The organism is Winogradskyella sp. ECml5-4, assembly GCF_036903175.1.
In the GTDB taxonomy this organism is placed as follows: domain Bacteria; phylum Bacteroidota; class Bacteroidia; order Flavobacteriales; family Flavobacteriaceae; genus Winogradskyella; species Winogradskyella damuponensis.
This window is the reverse complement of sequence record NZ_JAYJLF010000002.1, coordinates 235,069-257,644: the sequence shown is the minus strand read 5'-3', so window position 1 is coordinate 257,644 and position 22,576 is coordinate 235,069. Positions and strand designations below refer to the sequence as shown.

The 22,576-nt window shown below is 32.5% G+C and carries 21 protein-coding genes and 1 other RNA gene; 15 read left to right on the top strand and 7 right to left on the bottom strand.

Translation table 11 applies throughout. The annotated features are described in order from the left end of the window. Positions 1-22 precede the first annotated feature (22 nt). The gene (locus VDP25_RS02725; RefSeq protein ID WP_334466549.1) at positions 23-505 is read left to right on the top strand and encodes a hypothetical protein; all 483 of its coding nucleotides are present in this window, start codon (positions 23-25) and stop codon (positions 503-505) included. Positions 506-716: 211 nt separating this feature from the next. After that, a complete protein-coding gene (locus tag VDP25_RS02720; RefSeq protein WP_334466547.1) occupies positions 717-1,250 on the top strand; it encodes a hypothetical protein in 534 nt (177 codons plus the stop codon). 190 nt (positions 1,251-1,440) lie between these two features. Here the strand turns inward: VDP25_RS02720 and lpdA are convergent, their stop codons facing one another. From lpdA to msrB, 3 genes are all read right to left on the bottom strand, one after another. Continuing rightward, positions 1,441-2,817: a dihydrolipoyl dehydrogenase gene (gene lpdA, locus VDP25_RS02715; RefSeq protein ID WP_215925998.1), complete on the bottom strand. Its 1,377-nt coding sequence runs from the start codon at positions 2,815-2,817 to the stop codon at positions 1,441-1,443. 166 nt (positions 2,818-2,983) lie between these two features. Next, entirely contained in the window at positions 2,984-3,538 is a 555-nt protein-coding gene (locus VDP25_RS02710; protein WP_334466543.1) for a DinB family protein, read from the bottom strand. 108 nt (positions 3,539-3,646) lie between these two features. Beyond that, entirely contained in the window at positions 3,647-4,126 is a 480-nt protein-coding gene (gene msrB / locus VDP25_RS02705) for a peptide-methionine (R)-S-oxide reductase MsrB (protein ID WP_334466541.1), read from the bottom strand. 164 nt (positions 4,127-4,290) lie between these two features. Between msrB and VDP25_RS02700 the strand changes: the two genes are divergently transcribed. The 7 genes from VDP25_RS02700 to rnpB all read left to right on the top strand — a co-directional run bounded on the left by VDP25_RS02700 (position 4,291) and on the right by rnpB (position 14,291). Beyond that, positions 4,291-5,694 carry a glycogen synthase gene (locus tag VDP25_RS02700; RefSeq protein ID WP_334466538.1) on the top strand — a complete coding sequence of 468 codons (1,404 nt, stop codon included), beginning with the start codon at positions 4,291-4,293 and terminating at the stop codon, positions 5,692-5,694. Positions 5,695-5,703: 9 nt separating this feature from the next. After that, positions 5,704-6,969, top strand: a complete 1,266-nt coding sequence (locus tag VDP25_RS02695) for a glucose-1-phosphate adenylyltransferase (protein WP_334466535.1) — start codon at positions 5,704-5,706, stop codon at positions 6,967-6,969. Positions 6,970-6,971: 2 nt separating this feature from the next. Continuing rightward, the gene (gene glgB / locus VDP25_RS02690; RefSeq protein ID WP_334466533.1) at positions 6,972-8,882 is read left to right on the top strand and encodes a 1,4-alpha-glucan branching protein GlgB; all 1,911 of its coding nucleotides are present in this window, start codon (positions 6,972-6,974) and stop codon (positions 8,880-8,882) included. A gap of 242 nt (positions 8,883-9,124) precedes the next feature. Continuing rightward, positions 9,125-11,536: a glycoside hydrolase family 31 protein gene (locus VDP25_RS02685; RefSeq protein ID WP_334466530.1), complete on the top strand. Its 2,412-nt coding sequence runs from the start codon at positions 9,125-9,127 to the stop codon at positions 11,534-11,536. A gap of 98 nt (positions 11,537-11,634) precedes the next feature. Beyond that, positions 11,635-12,462: a M48 family metallopeptidase gene (locus VDP25_RS02680; RefSeq protein ID WP_215925984.1), complete on the top strand. Its 828-nt coding sequence runs from the start codon at positions 11,635-11,637 to the stop codon at positions 12,460-12,462. A gap of 70 nt (positions 12,463-12,532) precedes the next feature. Next, positions 12,533-13,927: an MFS transporter gene (locus VDP25_RS02675; protein ID WP_334466526.1), complete on the top strand. Its 1,395-nt coding sequence runs from the start codon at positions 12,533-12,535 to the stop codon at positions 13,925-13,927. 53 nt (positions 13,928-13,980) lie between these two features. Beyond that, an RNA gene (gene rnpB / locus VDP25_RS02670) (RNase P RNA component class A) lies at positions 13,981-14,291 on the top strand. Positions 14,292-14,342: 51 nt separating this feature from the next. Here the strand turns inward: rnpB and VDP25_RS02665 are convergent. From VDP25_RS02665 to VDP25_RS02650, 4 genes are all read right to left on the bottom strand, one after another. Then, entirely contained in the window at positions 14,343-14,867 is a 525-nt protein-coding gene (locus VDP25_RS02665) for a hypothetical protein (protein ID WP_334466524.1), read from the bottom strand. A gap of 180 nt (positions 14,868-15,047) precedes the next feature. Continuing rightward, a complete protein-coding gene (rsmD, locus tag VDP25_RS02660; RefSeq protein ID WP_334466522.1) occupies positions 15,048-15,584 on the bottom strand; it encodes a 16S rRNA (guanine(966)-N(2))-methyltransferase RsmD in 537 nt (178 codons plus the stop codon). Then, a complete protein-coding gene (locus VDP25_RS02655; RefSeq protein ID WP_334466519.1) occupies positions 15,584-16,390 on the bottom strand; it encodes a DUF3822 family protein in 807 nt (268 codons plus the stop codon). Before VDP25_RS02655 ends, rsmD begins: the two co-directional genes overlap by 1 nt. 1 nt (position 16,391) lies before the next feature. After that, positions 16,392-17,117, bottom strand: a complete 726-nt coding sequence (locus VDP25_RS02650; protein WP_334466518.1) for a hypothetical protein — start codon at positions 17,115-17,117, stop codon at positions 16,392-16,394. Positions 17,118-17,271: 154 nt separating this feature from the next. Between VDP25_RS02650 and VDP25_RS02645 the strand changes: the two genes are divergently transcribed. From VDP25_RS02645 to VDP25_RS02620, 6 genes are all read left to right on the top strand, one after another. Next, the gene (locus tag VDP25_RS02645) at positions 17,272-18,711 is read left to right on the top strand and encodes an ATP-dependent DNA helicase (protein WP_334466517.1); all 1,440 of its coding nucleotides are present in this window, start codon (positions 17,272-17,274) and stop codon (positions 18,709-18,711) included. Between the two features lie 3 nt (positions 18,712-18,714). Further along, positions 18,715-19,275 carry a DUF4126 domain-containing protein gene (locus VDP25_RS02640; RefSeq protein WP_334466867.1) on the top strand — a complete coding sequence of 187 codons (561 nt, stop codon included), beginning with the start codon at positions 18,715-18,717 and terminating at the stop codon, positions 19,273-19,275. 63 nt (positions 19,276-19,338) lie between these two features. Continuing rightward, positions 19,339-20,067 (top strand): 3-deoxy-manno-octulosonate cytidylyltransferase, encoded by a 729-nt coding sequence (gene kdsB / locus VDP25_RS02635; RefSeq protein WP_215925969.1) that lies wholly within the window; start codon positions 19,339-19,341, stop codon positions 20,065-20,067. Then, positions 20,058-20,762 carry an HAD family hydrolase gene (locus tag VDP25_RS02630; protein WP_334466513.1) on the top strand — a complete coding sequence of 235 codons (705 nt, stop codon included), beginning with the start codon at positions 20,058-20,060 and terminating at the stop codon, positions 20,760-20,762. The genes kdsB and VDP25_RS02630 overlap by 10 nt, the downstream gene beginning before the upstream one ends. 4 nt (positions 20,763-20,766) lie before the next feature. Continuing rightward, entirely contained in the window at positions 20,767-21,390 is a 624-nt protein-coding gene (locus VDP25_RS02625; RefSeq protein WP_334466510.1) for a CatA-like O-acetyltransferase, read from the top strand. Between the two features lie 41 nt (positions 21,391-21,431). Then, on the top strand, positions 21,432-22,514 hold the full coding sequence (locus VDP25_RS02620) for an iron-containing alcohol dehydrogenase family protein (RefSeq protein WP_215925963.1): 1,083 nt from the start codon (positions 21,432-21,434) through the stop codon (positions 22,512-22,514). Positions 22,515-22,576 lie beyond the last annotated feature (62 nt).

The window sequence follows — 22,576 nt, the reverse complement described above, 5'->3', positions numbered from 1 at the left end:
ATGAATGCTTAAAATTGTTTATATGAAGAATCTTATTAAAACGTTCTTTGTTTTTATTGTTATAATTAGTACATCTAATGTACAAGCCCAAACAGGTTTTGGTGTAAAAGGCGGATTGAATTTTACCTTTTTTAAAGTAGAAGAGGGGAGTTTTGGTGAGACTCCAGATGTAGAATTAGGATATTATATAGGTTGCTTTGTAGACTTTGAAATTGAAAACGATTTTCTTTTACAACCGGAATTACTTTATATAAATCTAGGAGATTTTGATTTTTTAAATGCTCCTATATATTTAAAATATAAAATAAAGGATCATTTTGATATTCTTGTAGGTCCGAGTTTAAATTATTTCTTCGATTTTTCAAACGCTAAATTAAAAGTTAGAGCAGATTTAGGGTTTGCTTACACTTTTACTTCAAGATTAGATCTACATATGAAATACACTATTGGTTTTGAAGAAATATCACCTAATGGCGTTTTTTTAGGTTTAGCCTGTAAATTGTAATTACGCTATTGTATTAGGTGGTTAGGTGTGTGCTTTTAAAGCTAAAACAGAGTTTAAACTTTTTTATTGGTTGTTTAACGGAGGTTTTTTTAATTTAGTGGTTATTAACATAGTTTTAACATATAAGCATTGCAGTTCTTCTAATCGTTTTATAATGCGTTAGTTAAAACTAGAATCTATAAAGTGTAACCAATTTAATACAAATATAATTATGAGAATGTACTTACCTAAAACAAAAATTTTAATGGCCTTTTTTATGGTTGGAGCTATCTTTATGTCATGTTCTAGTGACGATAGTGGAGATAGTGGTAATTTAGATGGTGTACCATCTGGTGAAATTGTTGCCTTAGAATTAAGAAATGAGACCTTAACAGGGTTTAGTGGTTTAAGCAGAAATGAAGGATCTCAAAAATGGTGGTCTCATACAACTAGTGATTTTAATTTTTCTGGTTGTGGTGAAGAAGGGGAAGATTATTCTTATGATGGTTTAGGGTATTATGCTTTTTATCCTGATGGATCTATGTATTCTAAGAGTGGAATAAATGGTACTCCTACTTATCTTCAAGAATGGGAGTGGACAGATTCTAGCTTATCTGCAATTTATGTAAGAGGTGAAACAAGTGTGCCATTTACTGTAACGTATTTAAACGAAGACAATGTTGTTTACGGTTCTAATCAAAGTGTTGGAGGCGGATGTTCTTTAACGTCTTACGAACAACTTGGAGATCCACATTATGTAGATTAAATTTTAGTTATTCATATACTATAGGGCAGCAATTTGTTGCCCTTTTTTTATGTCTAGCTTTTAGTAAAAGCAGGTAATAAGAAAATGTAGAAACAAAAAAATGCGATTCTAACGAATCGCATTTTAAATATAAAACGTTTAGTGTTTCAGTTGTAAAAACGTATAACTCTAAAATTTTAACTATAATTTGTTATAGGTGAATCACTTCATCATAAGCTGCTGCAACAGCTTCCATAACCGCTTCACTCATTGTTGGGTGAGGATGCACTGCTTTTAGCACTTCATGTCCTGTAGTTTCTAATTTACGACCTAAAACAGCCTCAGCAATCATATCTGTTACTCCAGCACCAATCATATGGCATCCTAACCATTCGCCATATTTAGCATCAAAAATTACTTTTACAAAACCATCTTTTGCGCCACTAGCACTTGCTTTTCCTGAGGCAGAGAAAGGAAATTTACCAATCTTAACATCTAAGCCTTGTGCTTTGGCTTGAGCTTCAGTTAAACCAACACTAGCAATTTCTGGAGAACAATAGGTACAACCAGGAATATTACCATAATCTAAAGCTTCTACATGCTGACCAGCAATTTTTTCTACACAAAGAATACCTTCTGCAGATGCAACGTGTGCTAATGCTTGGCCAGGAGTAACATCTCCAATCGCATAATAGCCAGGAATGTTAGTTTGATAATAATCATTAACTAAAATTTTATCTCTGTCAACTGCGATGCCAACATTTTCTAGACCTATATTTTCAATATTAGACTTTATACCAACCGCAGATAATACAATATCAGCTTCTAGTACTTCTTCTCCTTTTTTTGTTTTTACTGTGGCTTTTACACCAACTCCAGAGGTATCTACAGAAGTTACTTCTGCAGAAGTCATAATTTTAATTCCAGATTTCTTAAAGCTACGTTCTAATTGCTTTGAAACCTCATCATCTTCAACAGGAACGATTTTATCTAAATATTCTACAATAGTCACTTCTGTTCCCATTGAGTTGTAGAAATAAGCAAACTCAACTCCAATGGCTCCAGAACCTACAACAATCATCTTTTTTGGTTGCTTTTCTAAAGTCATGGCTTGTCTGTATCCAATTACTTTTTTACCATCTTGCGGTAAGCTTGGTAATTCGCGTGAGCGTGCTCCTGTAGCAATAATGATGTGGTCTGCAGAATATTCTGTACCATCAACATCTATTTTCTTTCCAGTTTTTAGTGTTCCAAAACCTTCAATAACGTCTATTTTATTCTTTTTCATTAAGAATTTTACACCATTACTCATGCCTTCAGCAACACCACGACTACGTTTAACAACGGCATCAAAATCGTGTTCAGCACCAGAAACTTTAAGTCCGTAATCTTCAGCATGTTTAAGATATTCAAATACTTGAGCAGATTTTAAAAGTGCTTTCGTAGGGATACAGCCCCAATTTAAGCATACACCACCAAGGCTTTCTTTTTCTACAACGGCAGTTTTAAATCCTAATTGCGATGCTCTTATTGCGGTTACGTAGCCACCAGGACCACTTCCTAATACTATAATATCGTATTTACTCATGGGTAAGTTATTTTAGTTGAAATTTTGAAGTTACAAAAGTAACAAATTCCAAAAAGAAAACTCCAAATAGCAAAATGAAATTCTAAATCACCAAAGCTTTAAATCATCTGATGTCTTTTCTAAGCAGATCTTTGAGGTTTGAAGCCTTATAGTTTTGTCATTTTAATTAGAGATCTTCTGTAAAATGTTTGCGGCTTTTGTCGTGTTGAAACTTGTCTTTATTATAGGCTTTTGATTGTCCTTTAGGAATAGATAGTGATTTCCAATGTTCGCCTTTAATTAATTTGCCAATATATACGATTTGCCCAACATGATAAGCATAATGCATCATTTGTCTGTTGATGGCTTCGGTAACAGAATGGCCTTGGTTTCTAATATAGATAACTTGCTCTAAGTTATGATTTGATAGTGGTTTGATGGCTGTAAACAAACAATTCCAACCTTTGTTCCAAGCGTCTAGCAATTCATCTTTTGATTTAAAATCATCTATAAATTCTTCATCACGTTTACGCCATTTTTTTTCGCCATCTTCGGTTAAAAAATTGGTCCAACGGCTAAGCATATTACCAACAAGATGTTTTACAATGATAGAAACGGAATTAGAATCTTGAGCAAATTCTTTTTTTAATTCGTCAAAAGTCAATTGTGCAATGGTTTTATCGCCAAGGGATTTGTAGTATTCAAATTGTTTAATTGTACTAGGTAAATAAGAAGAATCCATAAAGCTTAAATTTAATCCCTATAAAAATAGCGATATAACATCTGATAAACTATTATAAAAAATAGATAGATGTAATAACGCTATTTAGCTTATGTATTATTACAGATTTTACTCTTTAGAAGCAACAAATTTTAAAGCATCTCCATTAATGCAGTGTCTTTTACCTGTGGTTTCTTTTGGGCCGTCATTAAACACGTGTCCTAAATGGCCACCGCAAGTTGCGCAATGTTCTTCGTCTCTTGTATAACCAATTTTTGTATCTGTACCAAAGGCAACATTACCTTCAATTACACGATCAAAACTTGGCCATCCTGTTCCTGAATCGAATTTATGTTCACTTTTAAATAAAGGAGTATTACAAGCGGCACAATGGTATACACCTTTTTCGTAATTTTTATTTAAGGGGCTAGAAAATGGTCTTTCAGTTCCGGCTTCTCTTAAAATGTAGTATTGTTCTTTGGTGAGTTGTGCTTTCCATTCTGCGTCTGTTTTAGTAACAGGAAATGTTTCTTTAGTTTCATTTTTTTGGGCTGAGCTGTTACAGCTAAAAAACAAACTAATAAGGGTAAGTAATATTATCTTTTTCAAAATTAATTTTTTTTTAAAATTAGGGTTGTTGGTTTGGTCGTTATCATGTTTTGTTCATTACGAAATAGTATATGTTTTTATTTGAAATTACATTCAAAATACTCTTGACTTTATTTTTATTATTGTTAAATTTAACAACGTCAACAATAAACGAGTCCATATTAATGAAAATAATACATATAAGTGCAGAATGTTACCCAATTGCTAAAGTAGGTGGTTTGGCTGATGTTGTTGGCGCTTTGCCCAAGTACCAAAATGAAATAGGTGCTAATAGTGCTGTTATAATGCCATTTTATAACACTAAATTTACTCAATCGCATAAGTTTACTTTGGTTTATCAGGCTAATTTAATTTTGGGAAACCAAGAATTAAATTTCGATATTTTAAAAATTGAAGACGCTGTTTTAGAATTTGATGTTTTCTTCGTTCATGTTAAAGATTTGCTATATACAGAAAGTGTTTATACAGATAATGATACCAATCGTTTTTTAGCATTTCAAATAGCGGCTTTAGATTGGATATTAACTTTAAAGAAAAAACCAGACTATATTCATTGTCATGACCATCATACAGGTCTAATTCCATTTATGGCACAAGAAAGTTATAAATATGAGTCGCTAAATAAAATACCTGTTATTACTACAATCCATAATGCACAATATCAAGGATGGATGTCTTACGATAACTTATATAAGATACCTGAATTTAATATTGAAAATGTAGGATTATTAATGTGGGATGGTATGATAAACCCACTAGCTGCAGCAATAAAATGTGCTTGGCGCGTGACTACTGTGTCGCCGAGTTATATGGAAGAATTAAAATATAGTGCCAACGGACTCGAGTCTTTATTGTCTCATGAAAGTTCTAAAGCAGTTGGAATTTTAAATGGCATAGATTCGGCTGTTTGGAATCCAGAAACGGATAAATTCATTATAAAAAATTATAAAAAAACGACTGTAGAATCAGGGAAGAAGGCGAATAAAGAATGGTTGTGTTCTCAGTTTAATTTGGATAAAAGTAAACCCTTATTTGCTTTTATAGGACGTTTAGTTGGTGAAAAAGGAGCAGAGCTTCTGCCACATGCGCTAGACTATGCGTTGCGTTCTAAAGATATAGCTGTCATTGTTTTAGGATCTGGAGCTAAAGAAACAGAGAAAGAATTGTTTGATTTAATACTAAAACATAAAGGAAATTATAATGCGTTTATTGGTTATGACGAAAAACTGTCTCATATTATTTATGCTGGAGCAGATTTTTTATTAATGCCATCTCGTGTAGAACCATGCGGATTAAACCAAATGTATTCCTTAAGGTACGGAACTGTGCCAATTGTAAGACGCATTGGAGGATTAAAAGACACTGTTGTAGATATTGGCGACCATGGTTTTGGTATATGTCATAATGAAGTTTCCGAACAGGATATTGTGGTTGCAATTAATAGAGGGAAAGAGTTTTATACTCAACAAAAAGAATTTAAAGCGAACCGAAAACATATAATGAGCATAGATCATTCTTGGGAGGTTTCAGCTAAAGCATATATAAACTTATACAATTCAATAAACTAAACTAAAGCTATGATAAACGATAAAGTATTGTCCATTATACTTGGTGGCGGCCAAGGATCTCGACTATATCCATTAACTGAAAAACGATCTAAACCTGCAGTGCCAATAGCTGGTAAATATAGATTAGTAGACATACCTATTTCTAATTGTATTAATTCTGATATTAAACGCATGTATGTGTTAACGCAGTTTAATTCAGCATCATTAAATAGACATATAAAAAACACTTATCATTTTAGTTTTTTTAGTTCTGCGTTTGTAGATGTATTAGCAGCAGAACAAACACCAGAAAGTAAATCTTGGTTTCAAGGCACCGCAGATGCCGTGAGACAAAGTATGCATCATATTAAAGCGCACGATTTTGAGTATGCTTTAATTTTATCAGGTGATCAGTTATATCAAATGGATTTTAATGAAATGATTAAAGCGCATAGAGAATCCAATGCCGAGATTTCTATTGCAACAATACCAGTAAATGAGAAAGACGCTACTTCTTTTGGTATTCTTAAGACAGATGAAAATAATGTTGTTACCTCATTTGTTGAAAAACCAAGTTCAGATTTATTGCCAGATTGGACGTCTGAAACAAGTGAAGAGATGAAAGCTCAAGGTCGTAACCATCTTGCTTCTATGGGGATTTATATTTTTAATAGAGAATTGTTAATTGATTTAATGAATAATCCCGAAACTAATGATTTTGGTAAAGAGATTATTCCTCAATCTATAGACAAACATAAAACGTTAAGTTACCAATATGAAGGGTATTGGACAGATATTGGAAATATAGACTCATTTTTTGAGGCAAATCTTGGTTTCACAGATGATTTACCGCAATTTAACTTATACGATTCTAAACAACGGACCTATACTAATGCGAGGATTCTTCCAACTTCAAAAATTACAGGTACTGCTTTAGATAGAGCAGTCATTGCTGAAGGTTGTTTAATAAATGCCGCTAAGATTGAAAAATCTGTTATTGGTATTCGATCTAGAATAGGTAAAGATTCTACAATCATTAATACTTATATGATGGGTAATGATGATTATGAATCTTTAGATGATATAAAAAACAATAAAACAGAAATACTTTTAGGTATAGGAGAAAGGTGTTATATCAAGAATACTATTATAGATAAAAATGTACGCATTGGTGACGATGTAAGAATTAACGGTGGATCTCACTTAGCAGATACAGAAAAAGAAGAATATGTAATTAAAGATGGTATAGTTGTTATAAGGAAAGACGCTATAATTCCTAAGGGATTTGTACTATAAATATGGCAAAAGTAATAACACACAGTCGTTTTACAGATTTTGATATCGATCTTTTTAAATCTGGAAAGCACTATCGTTTATACGAGAAATTTGGTTCACACATAACAACCGTAGATGGAGTAGAAGGTGTATATTTTGCTGTTTGGGCACCTAGTGCTAAAATGGTATCTGTAGTTGGAGACTTTAATTTTTGGACAGAAGGCGAACACAAATTAAATGTACGCTGGGATTCTAGCGGAATTTGGGAAGGTTTTATTCCTGGTGCTGGAAAAGGGAGTAAGTATAAATATAAGATTCTTAGTAGTAATAACGATATTGTAACAGAAAAGGCAGATCCTTACGCTAGACGAGCAGAGCATAATCCTAATACAGCCTCAATCGTTTGGGAAGATAACTATAAGTGGAAGGATACAAAATGGATGAAAAAGCGCAAAAAGAATAACGCTTTAAATGCGCCATATTCTGTTTATGAAGTTCATTTAGGGTCTTGGAAAAAGAATGTTGAAGAAAATCGCTTTATGTCTTATGTAGAGTTGGCAGATGAATTGGTCAAGTACGTAAAAGATATGAACTTTACGCACGTAGAATTAATGCCGATAATGGAATATCCTTATGATCCATCTTGGGGCTATCAAGTAACGGGGTATTTTGCGCCAACATCACGATTTGGTTATCCTGAAGAATTTAAATTGTTAGTAGATAAGTTTCATCAAAACGATATAGGTATTATTCTCGATTGGGTGCCTTCACATTTTCCAGAAGATGCACACGGATTAGGTTTCTTTGATGGTTCAGCACTTTATGAACACCCAGATAAACGGAAAGGGTACCATCAAGATTGGAAGAGTTTAATTTTTAATTACGGACGTAACGAAGTCAAATCATTTTTAATTAGTAATGCTATTTTTTGGTTAGACCAATACCATGCAGATGGTTTTAGGGTAGACGCAGTAGCTTCCATGTTATTTTTAGATTATAGTAGAGAAGATGGGCAATGGGAGCCTAATATGTATGGTGGAAATGAAAATTTAGAAGCCATATCATTCTTAAGAGAAATGAACGAAGCGGTGTATGCTTCATTTCCAGATGTACAAACTATAGCTGAAGAATCTACGGCGTTTCCAATGGTATCAAAACCTACTTTTATAGGTGGACTTGGTTTTGGAATGAAATGGATGATGGGTTGGATGCATGATACACTTCAATATTTTGCAAAAGAACCAATATATAGACAATTCCATCAAGATGACTTAACCTTTTCAATGACTTATGTGTTCACAGAAAACTTTATGTTGCCTTTAAGTCATGATGAAGTTGTATATGGTAAAAAATCTATTTTAGGTAAAATGCCAGGAGATGAATGGCAACGTTTTGCAAATTTAAGACTGCTTTATGGGTATATGTTTACACATCCTGGAACGAATCTATTGTTTCAAGGAGCAGAATTTGGGCAAAGTAGCGAATGGAATTTTAAAAACAGTCTCGATTGGCATTTGTTACAATACGATTTACACAAAGGTGTGCAAGCCTTAATTAAAGATTTAAACACATTATATAAAAATGAGCCGGCTTTATATGAAAAACAATTTGAAGCAGATGGCTTTGAATGGATTGATTATGGAGATTCTAAAAATTCAGTTTTTACATATATAAGAAAAGGAAATAATCAAGAAGATGATGTTATTATAGCTTGTAATATGACACCTGTTCCACAAGAAAAATATAGAATAGGAGTGCCAAGAAAAGGCCAGTTAAAAGAAATTTTTAATAGTGATTTAAAAAAATATTTCGGAACAGGAGAATATAAAAACAGAAAAAAAGCGACGCAATCAGAACCTTGGAATTATAGAGATAATTCTTTAGAAATTAATATTCCACCTATAGGTATGGTTGTTTTTAAGTACTCAAAATAAATGAAAAAAAGATCAAGATGATTTAGGCTTGTTAGGTTTTATAATCTAACAGGTCTTTTTTATTTATTTTGTTAATTAGGATATGCGTTTATGTCAATAAATCGTATAAAAATTATCATAATTGTAAAATTTATGACCGAAAACGTAATAGTTGCTAAATCATGTAATTACTAGGATAAACCCTTTTTAGTGTTTAATTTTTTCCGTTTTTTTGCAAGTAATTTTTGCCTAAAAGTTAACCCATGATTGTAAATACAGAATTAGAAAATAAAGGAGATTTATTTCCTTCGCAAATAATAGATTTTAAAAAAGACGTTGATAAACTATATTTTACAGCAGCAAATGATGTTATTTTAGAATTAACGGTTGTTAGAGATAGTTTACTTCGTTTTAGGTATACTACAGTTGGTAATTTTAATAACGATTTTTCTTATGCCATTACCAAATATGCAAGTACAGGTTACAACAAGTTAGAAATAGAGGAAAAAGAAGATGTTTATGAAATCTCAACGTCTAAATTACTTTGCGTAATTTCTAAAGAAGATATGAGAAAATCCATTTACGATGTTAATGATGGTACGCTTATTAACCAAGACGAAGGTGGATTTCATTGGGAAGAAAGCTATGAGCATGGAGGAAACATTGTAAAGATGAGTAAAGTGTCTAATGATGGCGAAAGTTATTATGGACTTGGAGATAAACCTAATCATCTTAACTTAAAAGGGAAACGCTATAGCAATTGGGTAACAGACTCATATGCTTACGGAAAAGATACAGATCCTATTTACAAAACGATTCCGTTTTACACAGGTTTACATCATGGTAAGGCTTATGGTATTTTCTTTGATAATACGTTTAAGTCGTCTTTCGATTTTGCACAAGAGCGTAGAAATGTAACCAGTTTTTGGGCACAAGGTGGTGAGATGAATTATTATTTTTTCTACGGTCCAAAAATGAGTGATGTTGTAGAAAGTTATACAGATTTAACAGGAAAACCACACCATTTGCCACCACTTTGGGCATTAGGATTTCATCAATGCAAATGGAGTTATTATCCAGAAAGTAAAGTAAAAGAAATTACATCTACGTTTAGAAAATTAAAAATTCCATGTGATGCTATTTATTTAGATATCGATTATATGGAAGGTTTCCGTTGTTTTACTTGGAATAAAGAGTATTTTCCAGATCCAAAACGAATGGTAAAAGAATTATTGGACGATGGGTTTAAAACCGTTGCTATTATTGATCCAGGAATTAAAATAGATAAGGACTATTCTGTTTTTAAGGAGGCTTTAGAAAATGATTACTTCTGTAAACGAGCCGATGGAGATTACATGAAAGGGAAAGTATGGCCAGGAGAATGTTATTTTCCAGATTTTACAAACCCTGAAGTAAGAGAATGGTGGTCTGGACTATTTCAAGAATTGATTGAAGATATCGGAATTAAAGGTGTTTGGAACGATATGAATGAGCCAGCTGTTATGGAAGTGCCTAATAAAACTTTCCCAGACGATGTGCGTCATGATTATGATGGTAACCCTTGTAGCCATAGAAAAGCTCATAATATTTATGGTATGCAAATGGCGCGAGCAACATACCAAGGCTTAAAAAAATATTCATACCCTAAACGTCCATTTGTTATTACACGTGCAGCTTATTCTGGTACACAACGTTACACGTCAACTTGGACAGGAGATAACGTCGCTACTTGGGATCATTTATGGATTGCAAATATACAAGCACAACGTATGGCAATGTCTGGGTTTTCGTTTGCTGGTAGTGATATTGGAGGATTTGCAGAGCAACCTCAAGGCGAGTTGTTTACACGTTGGATTCAATTAGGGATTTTTCATCCATTTTTTAGAGTGCATTCTTCTGGAGATCATGGCGATCAAGAACCATGGACTTTTGATGAAGATGTTACAGATATTGTAAGAAAGTTTATTGAAATTCGTTACCAGATATTACCATATTTATATACAGCATTCTGGAATTACGTAGACCATGGTACTCCATTATTGAAATCTTTAGTACTTTTTGATCAAGAAGATGTACAAACTCATTATAGAACGGATGAGTTTATTTTTGGTGAGCAAATTTTAGCTTGCCCTGTATTAGAGCCTAATGCTAAAGGAAGACGTATGTATATTCCTAAAGGTAATTGGTATAATTTCTGGACCAATGAAATTATAAAAGGAGGCAAAGAAATGTGGGTTGATGCTGACATTGATAGTATGCCAATTTTTGTAAAAGAAGGAGCGATAATTCCTAAATTTCCAATTCAACAATATGTTGGAGAAAAAGAAATAAAGGAAATTACTTTAGATGTTTATTATAAAAATGGGAAAGAAGAAAGCGAACTTTATAGCGATGCCAATGATGGTTTTGATTATACTAAAGGACGTTACAGTCTTAGAAATTTTACACTTAGAGGGAAGTCTGAAGAGCTAATAATTAATCAGTATAAAGAAGGAAAATTTGTAACTAAATATGATACCTTTAATATTCAATTTCATGGCTTGCCATTTGATATTGTAGAAGTGCAATTAGATAATGAAAAAATAGCGCTTAAAAGCATGAAAGCAAATGGTATAACATCTATTGTTGTTGATAAGAATTTTTCTCAGTTACATATCATTGGAAATAAGTCTTAATTCTAGTGATTTTCTAGTGACCAATTAATTATTTTGGTGTCCAAAGAGTACAAAATGTTTTTTGTATTTTAGTGTAACTCTTAATAAAACTATTAGCTATGAAATTTAATAAATTAGTATTGGGTATTGCAATTGTTGCTTTTGTGGCTTCATGTGCAACAAACCCATTTACAGGTAAAAAAACCTTAGCATTTGTTGGTAATGATCAATTGTTTCCATCTTCATTTGCACAATATAATCAGGTACTTTCAGATAGTAAAGTCATAACTGGAACTGAAGATGCCGATATGATAACACGTGTAGGTCAACGTATTGCAATTGCATCAGAACGTTGGTTAACCGCAAATGGGAATCATGGTTATTTAGACGATTATAAATGGGAATATAAACTTATCGAATCAGAACAAGTAAATGCATGGTGTATGCCAGGAGGAAAAATTGCATTTTATACAGGGATTTTGCCAATTGCAGCAAATGAGACTGGTATTGCAGCAATTATGGCACATGAGGTAGCGCATGCGTTGGCTAATCATGGTCAACAACGAATGAGTGCATCGTACATTCAACAAGGTTTAGCTGTAGCAGGAAATGTAGCCTTATCAAATGATGAACAAGCTTTAGGGATATTTAATCAGTCTTATGGAGTTGTTTCTAACGTTGCAGGAATGTTACCTTTTAGTAGAGCTCATGAAACAGAAGCAGATGAAATAGGATTATATTTAATGGCAATTGCAGGTTATAATCCAGATGAAGCCTCTGTACTTTGGGAGCGTATGAAAGCAAATAGTGGAGGTGAAGCACCACCAGAATTTATGAGTACACACCCAAGTAATGATTCTAGAATTAAAAACTTAAGAGAATTAGCTCCAAAGGCAAAAGCAGAAGCTAAGAAATTTGGAATAACGAGTTTTAGACCTATAAATTAATATTGAATTAATAAATATTTGATTACTTTAGAAGCTGCTCAATTTGAGCAGTTTTTTTTATTTAGTATTTATGAGTGAACTTAAAAAAGGAAGTAAAAAACTTCTCAATGCCTGGGCATTTTACGATTGGGCAAATTCTGTTTATACCTTAACGATTGCATCATCAATATTTCCAATATTTTACTCTGCACTATTTGTATCTCAAGTTGAAAAAACGGTTCCTGCTTTTGGAATGGTATTTAAAAGCACTGCTTTAATTACTTATGTTACAGCATTTACGTTTTTAGTGGTTGCTTTTATGTCACCTATTCTTTCTGGTATTGCAGATTACGTTGGTAATAAAAAGAGCTTTATGAAGTTTTTCTGCTATGTTGGTGGTATAGGCTGTATAGGTTTGTATTGGTTTAGTTTAGATAGTGTTCATATAAGTCTGTTATTTTATTTTATGGGATTAATAGGCTATTGGGGAAGTTTGGTGTTTTATAATTCATATTTGCCAGATATCGCTTATCCTGAACAACAAGATAGTATTAGTGCCAAAGGTTTTAGCATGGGCTATTTAGGAAGTGTTGTTTTATTACTCGTAAACTTAGCTATGGTAATGAAACCAGATTGGTTTGGTTTTGATATGAGTATTGCTAAAACTATAACAGAAAGTGGTACAGAGCAAGAAATCGCCGAAGCACTGCAAACGGCCAAGAATAAAGCATCATTTGAAGCAATGAGAGTTTCATTTATAACCGTAGGTTTATGGTGGATTTTATTTAGTCAATACACCTTTTATATACTTCCAAAAGGTGTTTCAAATGGCGGAAAAGTGACAAGAGATGTTGTTTTTAATGGTTTGCAAGAATTGAGACAAGTTTGGATTCAATTAAAACAAAACCTGCGCTTAAAACGATATTTAGTTGCGTTTTTTGTGTTTAGTATGGCAGTTCAAACCATCATGTTGGTGGCTGTTTATTTTGGAGAAGAAGAGATTGCTTGGGGAAGTTCTGATGCGAAAACCCAAGGATTAATTACTAGTATTTTAGTAATTCAATTAGTAGCGATACTTGGTGCGTTTTTAACCTCTAGAGCATCTTCAAAATTTGGAAATATAAAGACACTTATCGTTATTAATTTCTTTTGGATGGCACTTTGCTTTTATGCCTATTTTATGGAAACAGCATTGCAGTTTTATATTGCTGCTGGTTTTGTAGGTTTAGTTATGGGAGGAGTACAATCATTAGCAAGATCTACTTATTCAAAATTCTTACCACAAACTGAAGACACTACATCTTATTTTAGTTTTTATGATGTGGCAGAAAAAATAGGTATTGTTATTGGAATGGTCATTTTTGCAACCATAGACCAAGTTACTGGTAGTATGAGAAATGCTATTTTGTTTCTCGTCATCTTTTTTATAGCAGGAATTGTGCTTTTATTTAGAGTCCCAAGAACTGAATTAAAGAAAATGGATTAATTCTTTTATAATATTTATTCCCACACTTCGCTCTAATATTTTAACTTTGTCAACAAGTAAATCGCCTTATCGATTCTAAATTTATTTAGGGTAGGAAAGTCCGAACACCATAGTGCAATCATAGTGGTTAACAGCCACCAGTCGTAAGGCTAGGAAAAGTGCAACAGAAAGTATGTACAGGTAATGCTGTAGTGAAACCAGGTAAACTCTATGTGGTGCAATGTCATGTAAACTAACGTTTGAGCGTGCACGCGCGATTGTTAGAGGGTGGGCAGCTAAAGTTTGCTGGTAACAGTAAACGTAGATAAATGATAAGGGCTCTTTTATTAGAGTACAGAATTCGGCTTATAGATTTACTTAAGCATAAAAAACCATCTAGAAATAGATGGTTTTTGTGTTTATTTAAAGATTATAGTTATTTTTTTGGTGGTGTAATAGTATAACCTTGAGTTGTTAATATGTTGAGCACATCGTAGTAGTAGCGTATATATATAATTTTATCATCTTGTATCAAAGAAGCTGTATGGTAGGGGATTATAACTTCTTTTCCTGTTTTTTTATTCGTAATTGTGTTTGTTCCCCAAGATAAGATCCATTCTCCTTCATTCCAGTTGTTTTCAACTTTTACGGGTAAATATAAATCTCTGCTAATAGAGTGTTTAAATTGGTTTGTACTGTTAGTGTAGTATTCTTTGTGTTGTTGTACGTTTAAAGAGTCTATGCCGCCGCCTAAGCCATATATCATGGCTTTTTCATGAAGTTGTGAGCTCATAGTGTTCACGTTTCCTTTTTGTAATGCTTCGGTGTAAGTTCTAATGAGTTTTACTGCTGTTTCTGCATTTTTAAATTCAATAGTCACTTTACTTTCTTGTGCGTTGGTAATAAAACTGATACTTAGGCATAGAAATGACAGAATAATAACCTTTTTTGAGATTTTCATAATAGCTGTTTTTAAATTATATAATTGATTAATAGTTACAAATCAATTTTGGAGCAAAAACACTTAATGCGTGAGGCTATTAAAATCAGTAGGGTGATAATAATTAAAAGAAAGTTACTTAGGATTACTAAGTTAGTGAATTTAATTGATTGGGAATTAACCTACAGGTCTGATAGAGAGTTACTTTGTAAAAAAGCTAAACATATTCCCACCATAACTTTTAGAATGTGAGTAATGTTCTAATTGACTTAAATCGGTGTGTTTAGAGTGTTCTACAATGAGTACACCTTCCTCTTCAAGTAATTCATTCTTAAAAACTAATTCTGGAATTTTAGAAAAAGCAGCCAATTCAAAATTATAAGGCGGATCGGCAAAAATAATACTATGCTTTTGTTTTGATTTTTCAAGAAATTTAAAAACATCACTTTTAATAGTGCTAATCGTCATTTCAAAAGCTTCAGCAGTGTCATTTATAAATTTAATGCAGCCGTAATTTTCATCTACAGCTGTGATATCTTCAGTGCCTCTAGAGGCAAACTCGTAACTAATATTGCCTGTTCCAGAAAATAAATCTAAAACAGAAATAGCATCAAAATAATACTGATTATTTATGATGTTAAAAAGTGCTTCCTTTGCCATATCTGTGGTTGGTCTTACAGGTAATTTTTTAGGAGCTGTAATTCGTCTGCCTTTATACAAACCTGAAATAATACGCATTAAAAGGAATTTAAGATTAAAAAATGTTGGTGTAGGTAGCGCCTGTCTGTTTCTGCTGCGATTTTAAAGTCGTAAGCTTCTTCTATAAAACTAACGTGTCTTATATAAATGTAGAGCATAACAAAGAGTTCGTCTCCAATGACAATATTGCCACATAATTGAACTGCTGTGGTTTCTACATCTAGTTTTAGTTGTTCAAAAACAAATAATATATAGTAGAGAAAATCTTCTTTACTATGGTATTCAAAAACATTAAATAGTTGTAGAGTGCTGTTTTCAACAACTAATATTTCAATTGTAGTTTTATTAACATTGATATAGACGTTTGAACCTTCTGCTGTTTCAGAATTTTGTAAAAACGCATCAATAAGTATACTAGAAGAGTGTTTATAGACAAACTCTCCAAAGGTTTCAAAAATGTAATTATTAATATTTACATACGGCACATAAACATTTACGCTTTTGTTTATAGCGATGTTGTCCTCTGTAATAAAATCGTTTTTAAGTATTTTTGAATTGAATTTTAAATAATCGGTTTTATTAGCCGAGTTGTAAAATTCTTCAGGCACAAGTGTTGCCAATTCATTTTGATGTATGACTAAAACATCATTAAAGTCTTCTGAAAACACGGCATTGCTACCTAATTCTGTTTTTAGTTGATTAAGAACAGCATCTGGTGTTAATTTTTGCTCAAAATCAATAATTTTAAGAAACTCTACAGTATTCGTTGTTCTGTTTAGAATACAAAAAGAAAGCCCATTCAAATTAATTTGAATGGACAGTTCTTTAATATCGTTTATTTTCAAACTATTCTTTATTTGTGTAGCTTTTTGGCCAGTTTCCTTTAGTGAATACTTCCTCCATAGAACCTACTTTTAAAGTAGGACCATTAACACCGTCTACAGAAACAACTTGATTTTCTTTTTCAATTAAGTAAGGTTCTTGGTCATCCAAAACAACCGCTTTATCTACACTTACTTCAAATACAGGAAACTCATCTAGTTTACCAGCTTTAAGTGTGAATTTAGCACCTTCTTTACCAACACCTACATTCATCATTGTTTTGTATCTGTCACTTCCTTTGAATATAGAATCTTTTACAGAGTAAAAGCTTAGTGTATCAATTAAAGTAATTGTTTTCATGGTTTCTACACCACCAAAAAGTTTTGTTCTTTCTTCATCTAATACTAATGTGTCACGTCTTTGTGTAATTGGAACTTTTCCGTTTTCTACAAATTTGATTAGTTTGTCAAAATCTCCAGCAAATTCGCCATTTACATCTTTGTATGCTAATTGTGAGTCTCTTACGTCAATTAAACGATCGATAACCACTTTATAACGTTCTACTTTAAGTTGATTAAATTTAATCTCATCATAAACCGAATTAAAAGTCATATAACCTAAAACAAAAATTAAAGCCCAAAGTATTAAGTTGATAAATGGCTTTATCTTTTTTGGAACAAATTTGTCAATTGCCCACACAATCCCTATGGTCAATGCTATAATTAATACAATTGCTATAATTACTTTCATAAATGTTTTTATTAATTAGGTCTATCGCAAATCTACAATTTTTTTTTGTTCGTTAAAACTATCTAAAATAAAAAATATTAAAAAAGCGAACTAAATGCAATATGAGCTTTTAAAATAGAGAATAATAGTATCTTGCTATATATTTATTTCTGTTATGGTTTCTAATGCTTCTGCATTCTATTCGTTATTAAAATCTAAATTTCCATTTGCACCAACTTCTAAGCAAGACATGGTGTTAATGCAATTGTCTCAATTTATTTTTGACACTAATAAAAATTCAATTTACTTATTAAAAGGGTACGCAGGTACAGGTAAAACTAGCATAATTGGAACCATTGTTTCCAATTTGTGGCAAGCAAAAAAAAGTGCGGTTTTATTAGCTCCTACAGGTCGAGCTGCTAAGGTTATTTCAAATTACTCTAAAAAGGAGGCATTTACCATTCATAAAAAGATTTATTTTCCTAAAAAAGATAAAGGAGGAGGTGTCAATTTTGTAATGCAACCTAATAAACATCGCAATACTATTTTTATTGTTGATGAAGCTTCCATGATACCAGATACTCCTTCGGACACAAAATCGTTTGATAGTAGTTCGTTACTCGATGACCTAATGCAATATGTGTATTCTGGTCACGACTGTAAATTACTATTAATAGGAGATAAAGCACAGTTGCCTCCGGTGAAGTCCGATTTAAGTCCTGCTTTAGATGAAAACCGACTCAGTTTAAACTATAATAAAGATGTTGTAGGAATTGAGTTAGATGAAGTGGTGCGACAAGAACAAGGTTCTGGGATTTTAAGTAATGCAACCGAACTTAGAGCGGTTTTAGAATCTAATTTTTATGAGAGTTTTAAATTCAACCTTAATGGCTTTACAGATAGTGTACGCTTAATAGATGGCTACGAAATTATGGACGCTATTAATGATGCTTATAGTGCCGATGGTTACGAGGAAACAGCCATTATTGTTAGAAGTAATAAGCGTGCAAATGCTTACAATCAACAAATTCGTCAACGTATTCTATTTAATGAAACAGAACTTTCGGCAGGCGATTATTTAATGGTGGTAAAGAATAATTATTTTTGGTTAAAACCTAATACCGAAGCTGGTTTTATTGCTAATGGTGATATTATTGAAGTGCTAGAAATTTTTAGCATCAAAGAATTATACGGTTTTAGATTTGCAGAAGTTAAGTTACGAATGGTAGATTACCCTAATATGAAACCGTTTGAAACCGTATTACTTTTAGATACTATTGATGTAGAAAGCGCATCTTTAAGTTATGAAGAGTCCAACCGATTATACCAAGAAGTATCCAAAGATTATGAAGGCGAAACAAAATACAAACGCTTTTTAGGGGTTAAGAACAATAAGTATTTTAATGCCTTGCAAGTAAAGTTTTCTTATGCGATTACCTGTCATAAATCGCAAGGTGGCCAATGGAACACCATTTTTGTAGAGCAACCTTACTTACCTAATGGTATGGACAGAGATTATATTAGATGGTTGTATACGGCCATAACAAGGGCGAAAGAAAAACTGTATTTAATAGGTTTTAAAGATGAGATGTTTGTAGAAAAAGAGTCAAACTAAACTATAATGACAGAAACAATTTTAAGTATTTTTTTAGGGATTGGTCTTTCGGCTTCCGTAGGCTTTAGAGTTTTTTTACCATTGTTTGCTTTGAGTTTAGCAGCCTATTTTAATGTTTGGGAGCTTAATGAATCTTGGCAATGGATTGGAAGCACAGCAGCTGTAATTACATTGGGTATTGCTACTTTGGTCGAAATTGTAGCGTACTACATTCCTGTTGTAGATAACTTATTAGATAGTATTGCTATTCCGTTAGCGACCATTGCCGGAACAGCAGTTATGGTATCTACCGTAGCAGATTTAAGTCCGGTAATTACTTGGGCATTAGCAATTATAGCAGGAGGAGGTACTGCAGCAGCTGTTAAAAGTTCTGCAAGTGCAACACGTTTGGGGTCTACTGTATCTACTGCTGGTTTTGGAAATCCAATTGTATCAACTATAGAAACAGGGACTTCGATTGTAATGTCTATAATCTCTATCTTTTTACCCATTTTAGCTATAATTTTAGTAGTATTCATATTTTATTTGATATTTAAACTCTATAAAAAGTTACGATCAAATTGACCGAAATCAGCTTTTAAATCTTATTTTTGAAATTAAATACTATCATTATATATATCTTATTAAATGAAAATTATTTCCATGATTCCTGCACGTTATAGTGCGTCACGATTTCCAGGTAAATTGATGCAAAATTTAGCGGGGAAATCTGTAATTCTAAGAACTTATGAAGCCACGGTTGCCACGCAACTCTTTAGTGAAGTTTATGTGGTGACAGATAGTGATATTATTTTTAATGAGATTGTTAATAATGGAGGTAAAGCCATTATGAGTTTAAAAGAACACGAATCGGGAAGTGATAGAATTGCTGAAGCTGTAGCTAATATTGATTGTGATATTGTTATAAATGTACAAGGTGATGAACCGTTTACAGAGGGCGAAAGTTTAGCGAAAGTTATTGATGTGTTTAAGGATGATAAGGATAAAGAAATCGACTTAGCCTCTTTAATGGTAGAAATTGAGGATTTAGAAGAAATTAATAATCCCAATACCGTTAAAGTTATTGTAGATCAGCAAAATTTCGCTTTGTATTTTTCACGAAGTCCAATACCATTTCCAAGAGATAAAAATGTAGGTGCGCGTTACTTTAAGCACAAAGGTGTTTATGCCTTTAGAAAACAAGCGTTATTAGATTTTACGGTTTTACCAATGCAATTTTTAGAAGCTTCTGAAAAGATTGAATGTATCAGGTACCTAGAATATGGTAAGCGTATAAAAATGGTAGAAACTAAAATACAAGGAGTAGAAATTGATACACCTGAAGATTTAGAAAAAGCGAAACGTTTGTGGAAGTAAATTACAGTAACATAAAGGTAATTGGTTTTGATGCCGATGATACGCTTTGGGTGAATGAAACCTATTTTAGAGAAGCAGAAGAGAGAGTTGGTCTTTTATTGTCGCATTATGAAACACCAAACAAAATAGACCAAGAGCTTTTTAAGATGGAAATGAAAAATCTATCTATCTATGGTTATGGAGTTAAGGGCTTTATATTATCAATGATTGAATTGGCAGTAGAGTTGTCTAATGGTAAGGTGTCAAATACTATAATAGCCGAAATATTAGAGATAGGTAAGGATATGATTAACAAGCCTATTGAACTATTAGATGGAGTAGAAGATGTCCTTAAAACCTTATCTAAAGATTACAAGTTAATTGTTGCCACAAAAGGTGATTTATTAGACCAAGAACGAAAATTAGAGAAATCAGGATTGTTAAAGTATTTCCATCATATTGAAGTGTTAAGTGAAAAACAAGAGGTTAATTATAAGCAGTTATTAAAACGATTGGATATTGAGCCAGAAGCGTTTGTAATGGTTGGTAATTCATTAAAATCAGACATTTTACCTCTTGTAAAGATAGGTTCAAAAGCGATTCATGTGCCTTTTCATACCACATGGCAACATGAAAAAGTATCTAAACACGAATCTAATGGGGCAGAATATGAAACGGAGCATAGTTTAACCGAAATTTTAAAATATTTTAATTAAAAAATTGAAAATACTAGATAAGCATACATGGAATAGGCAAGCTCATTTTGAGTTCTTTAATACGTTTGTAGACCCTTATTTTGCGGTTACATTTAAAGTAGATGTCACAAATGCTTATGAGTTTTCACACGATAATGTAACATCTTTTTTTGTGACCTATTTACATGCCACAATGCAGGCCATAAATGATGTTGAAAATCTAAAATACAGAATAAATGAAGCTAACGAGGTTGTTATGTTTGATACCATTCATGCATCACCAACAATTTTAAGACCTAATAAAACATTTGGGTTCTCGTTTGTAAACTATGATAAAGATATTTTTAAATTTCAGAATAATTTTTTAAAAGAAAAAGAAAGAATATTTGGTTCTAATGATTTATTTCCACCTGTAAATTCAATGGATTGTGTGCATTGTTCATCTTTGCCATGGGTCAATTTTATAGGTCATAAAGAACCGTTTAAAGGAGATAAAGACTCTATACCAAAATTAGCGTTTAGCAGAATGGAACGTGTAGAGTCAAAAAAAGAAATGCAAGTCGCTATCAGTGTTAATCACGCCTTGGTAGATGGCTATCATATTGGACTATTTAATGAAAAATTACAATTTCATTTAAATAGTTATTAAATATAAACTAAGTTATTATTTTTGTTAAAGATATAAAGTAAATGATATTCAAAAATTATCCAATGGTGTCCAGAGTTGTTTTTGGACGAGGAAGTTTTAATCAACTCGATGAGATTCTCGCCCCAAAGCGCAAAGGAAGAAACGCACCATTTATATTTTATGTTGATGATGTCTTTAAAGGCAATCATTGGTTAACCTCTCGTATAACATTATCCTACAAGGATAAAATAATATATATACCTACCAAAGAGGAACCGAGAACAGATCAAATAGATCAGTTGGTAGAAGATATTATATTAGAATATAGTGAGCTGCCGTCAGGTATCATAGGTATTGGAGGAGGTACGGTTTTAGATATTGCAAAAGCAGTATCTTTAATGCTTACCAATAAAGGTGAATCTAAAGACTATCAAGGTTGGGATTTAATTAAACATCCTGCAATTTATCATGTAGGAATTCCAACAATCTCAGGAACAGGCGCAGAAGTGTCTAGGACTACAATTTTAACTGGTCCTGTTCGTAAACTTGGTATTAACAGTGATCATACCCCTTTTTACCAAGTGATATTAGATCCAGAATTAACTAAAGATGTTCCAAAAGATCAGTGGTTTTACACTGGTATGGATTGTTTTGTGCATTGTGTAGAGTCGCTTACAGGAACATATTTAAATGCATTTAGCCAAAGTTATGGCGAAAAAGCATATGAACTTTGTAAGGAAATATTTTTAGGAGACTCATTAAGTCCTGAAGAATCACAAGACAAATTAATGATGGCATCTTGGCATGGAGGTATGAGTATTGCCTATTCGCAAGTTGGTGTTGCACATGCTATGAGTTATGGTTTAGGTTACCTTTTAGGAGTAAAACATGGTATTGGAAATTGTATTGTATTTGATCATTTAGAAGAATATTATCCAGAAGGTGTTGCCATTTTTAAACAGATGAAAGCCAAACATAATATTAAATTACCACAAGGTATTTGTGCCGATTTAGAACAAGATCAGTTTGATATTATGATAGATGTTGCTTTGAGTTTAGAGCCACTATGGGAAAATGCCATTGGTAAGAACTGGAGAACGGTTATTACTAGAGAAAAGCTATTGGAGCTCTACAAAAAAATGTAATACCGATACGGCTTTAAGTGTATTCATTAAAATCATTTTAGTTTTTATTTAAAGTCAATTGT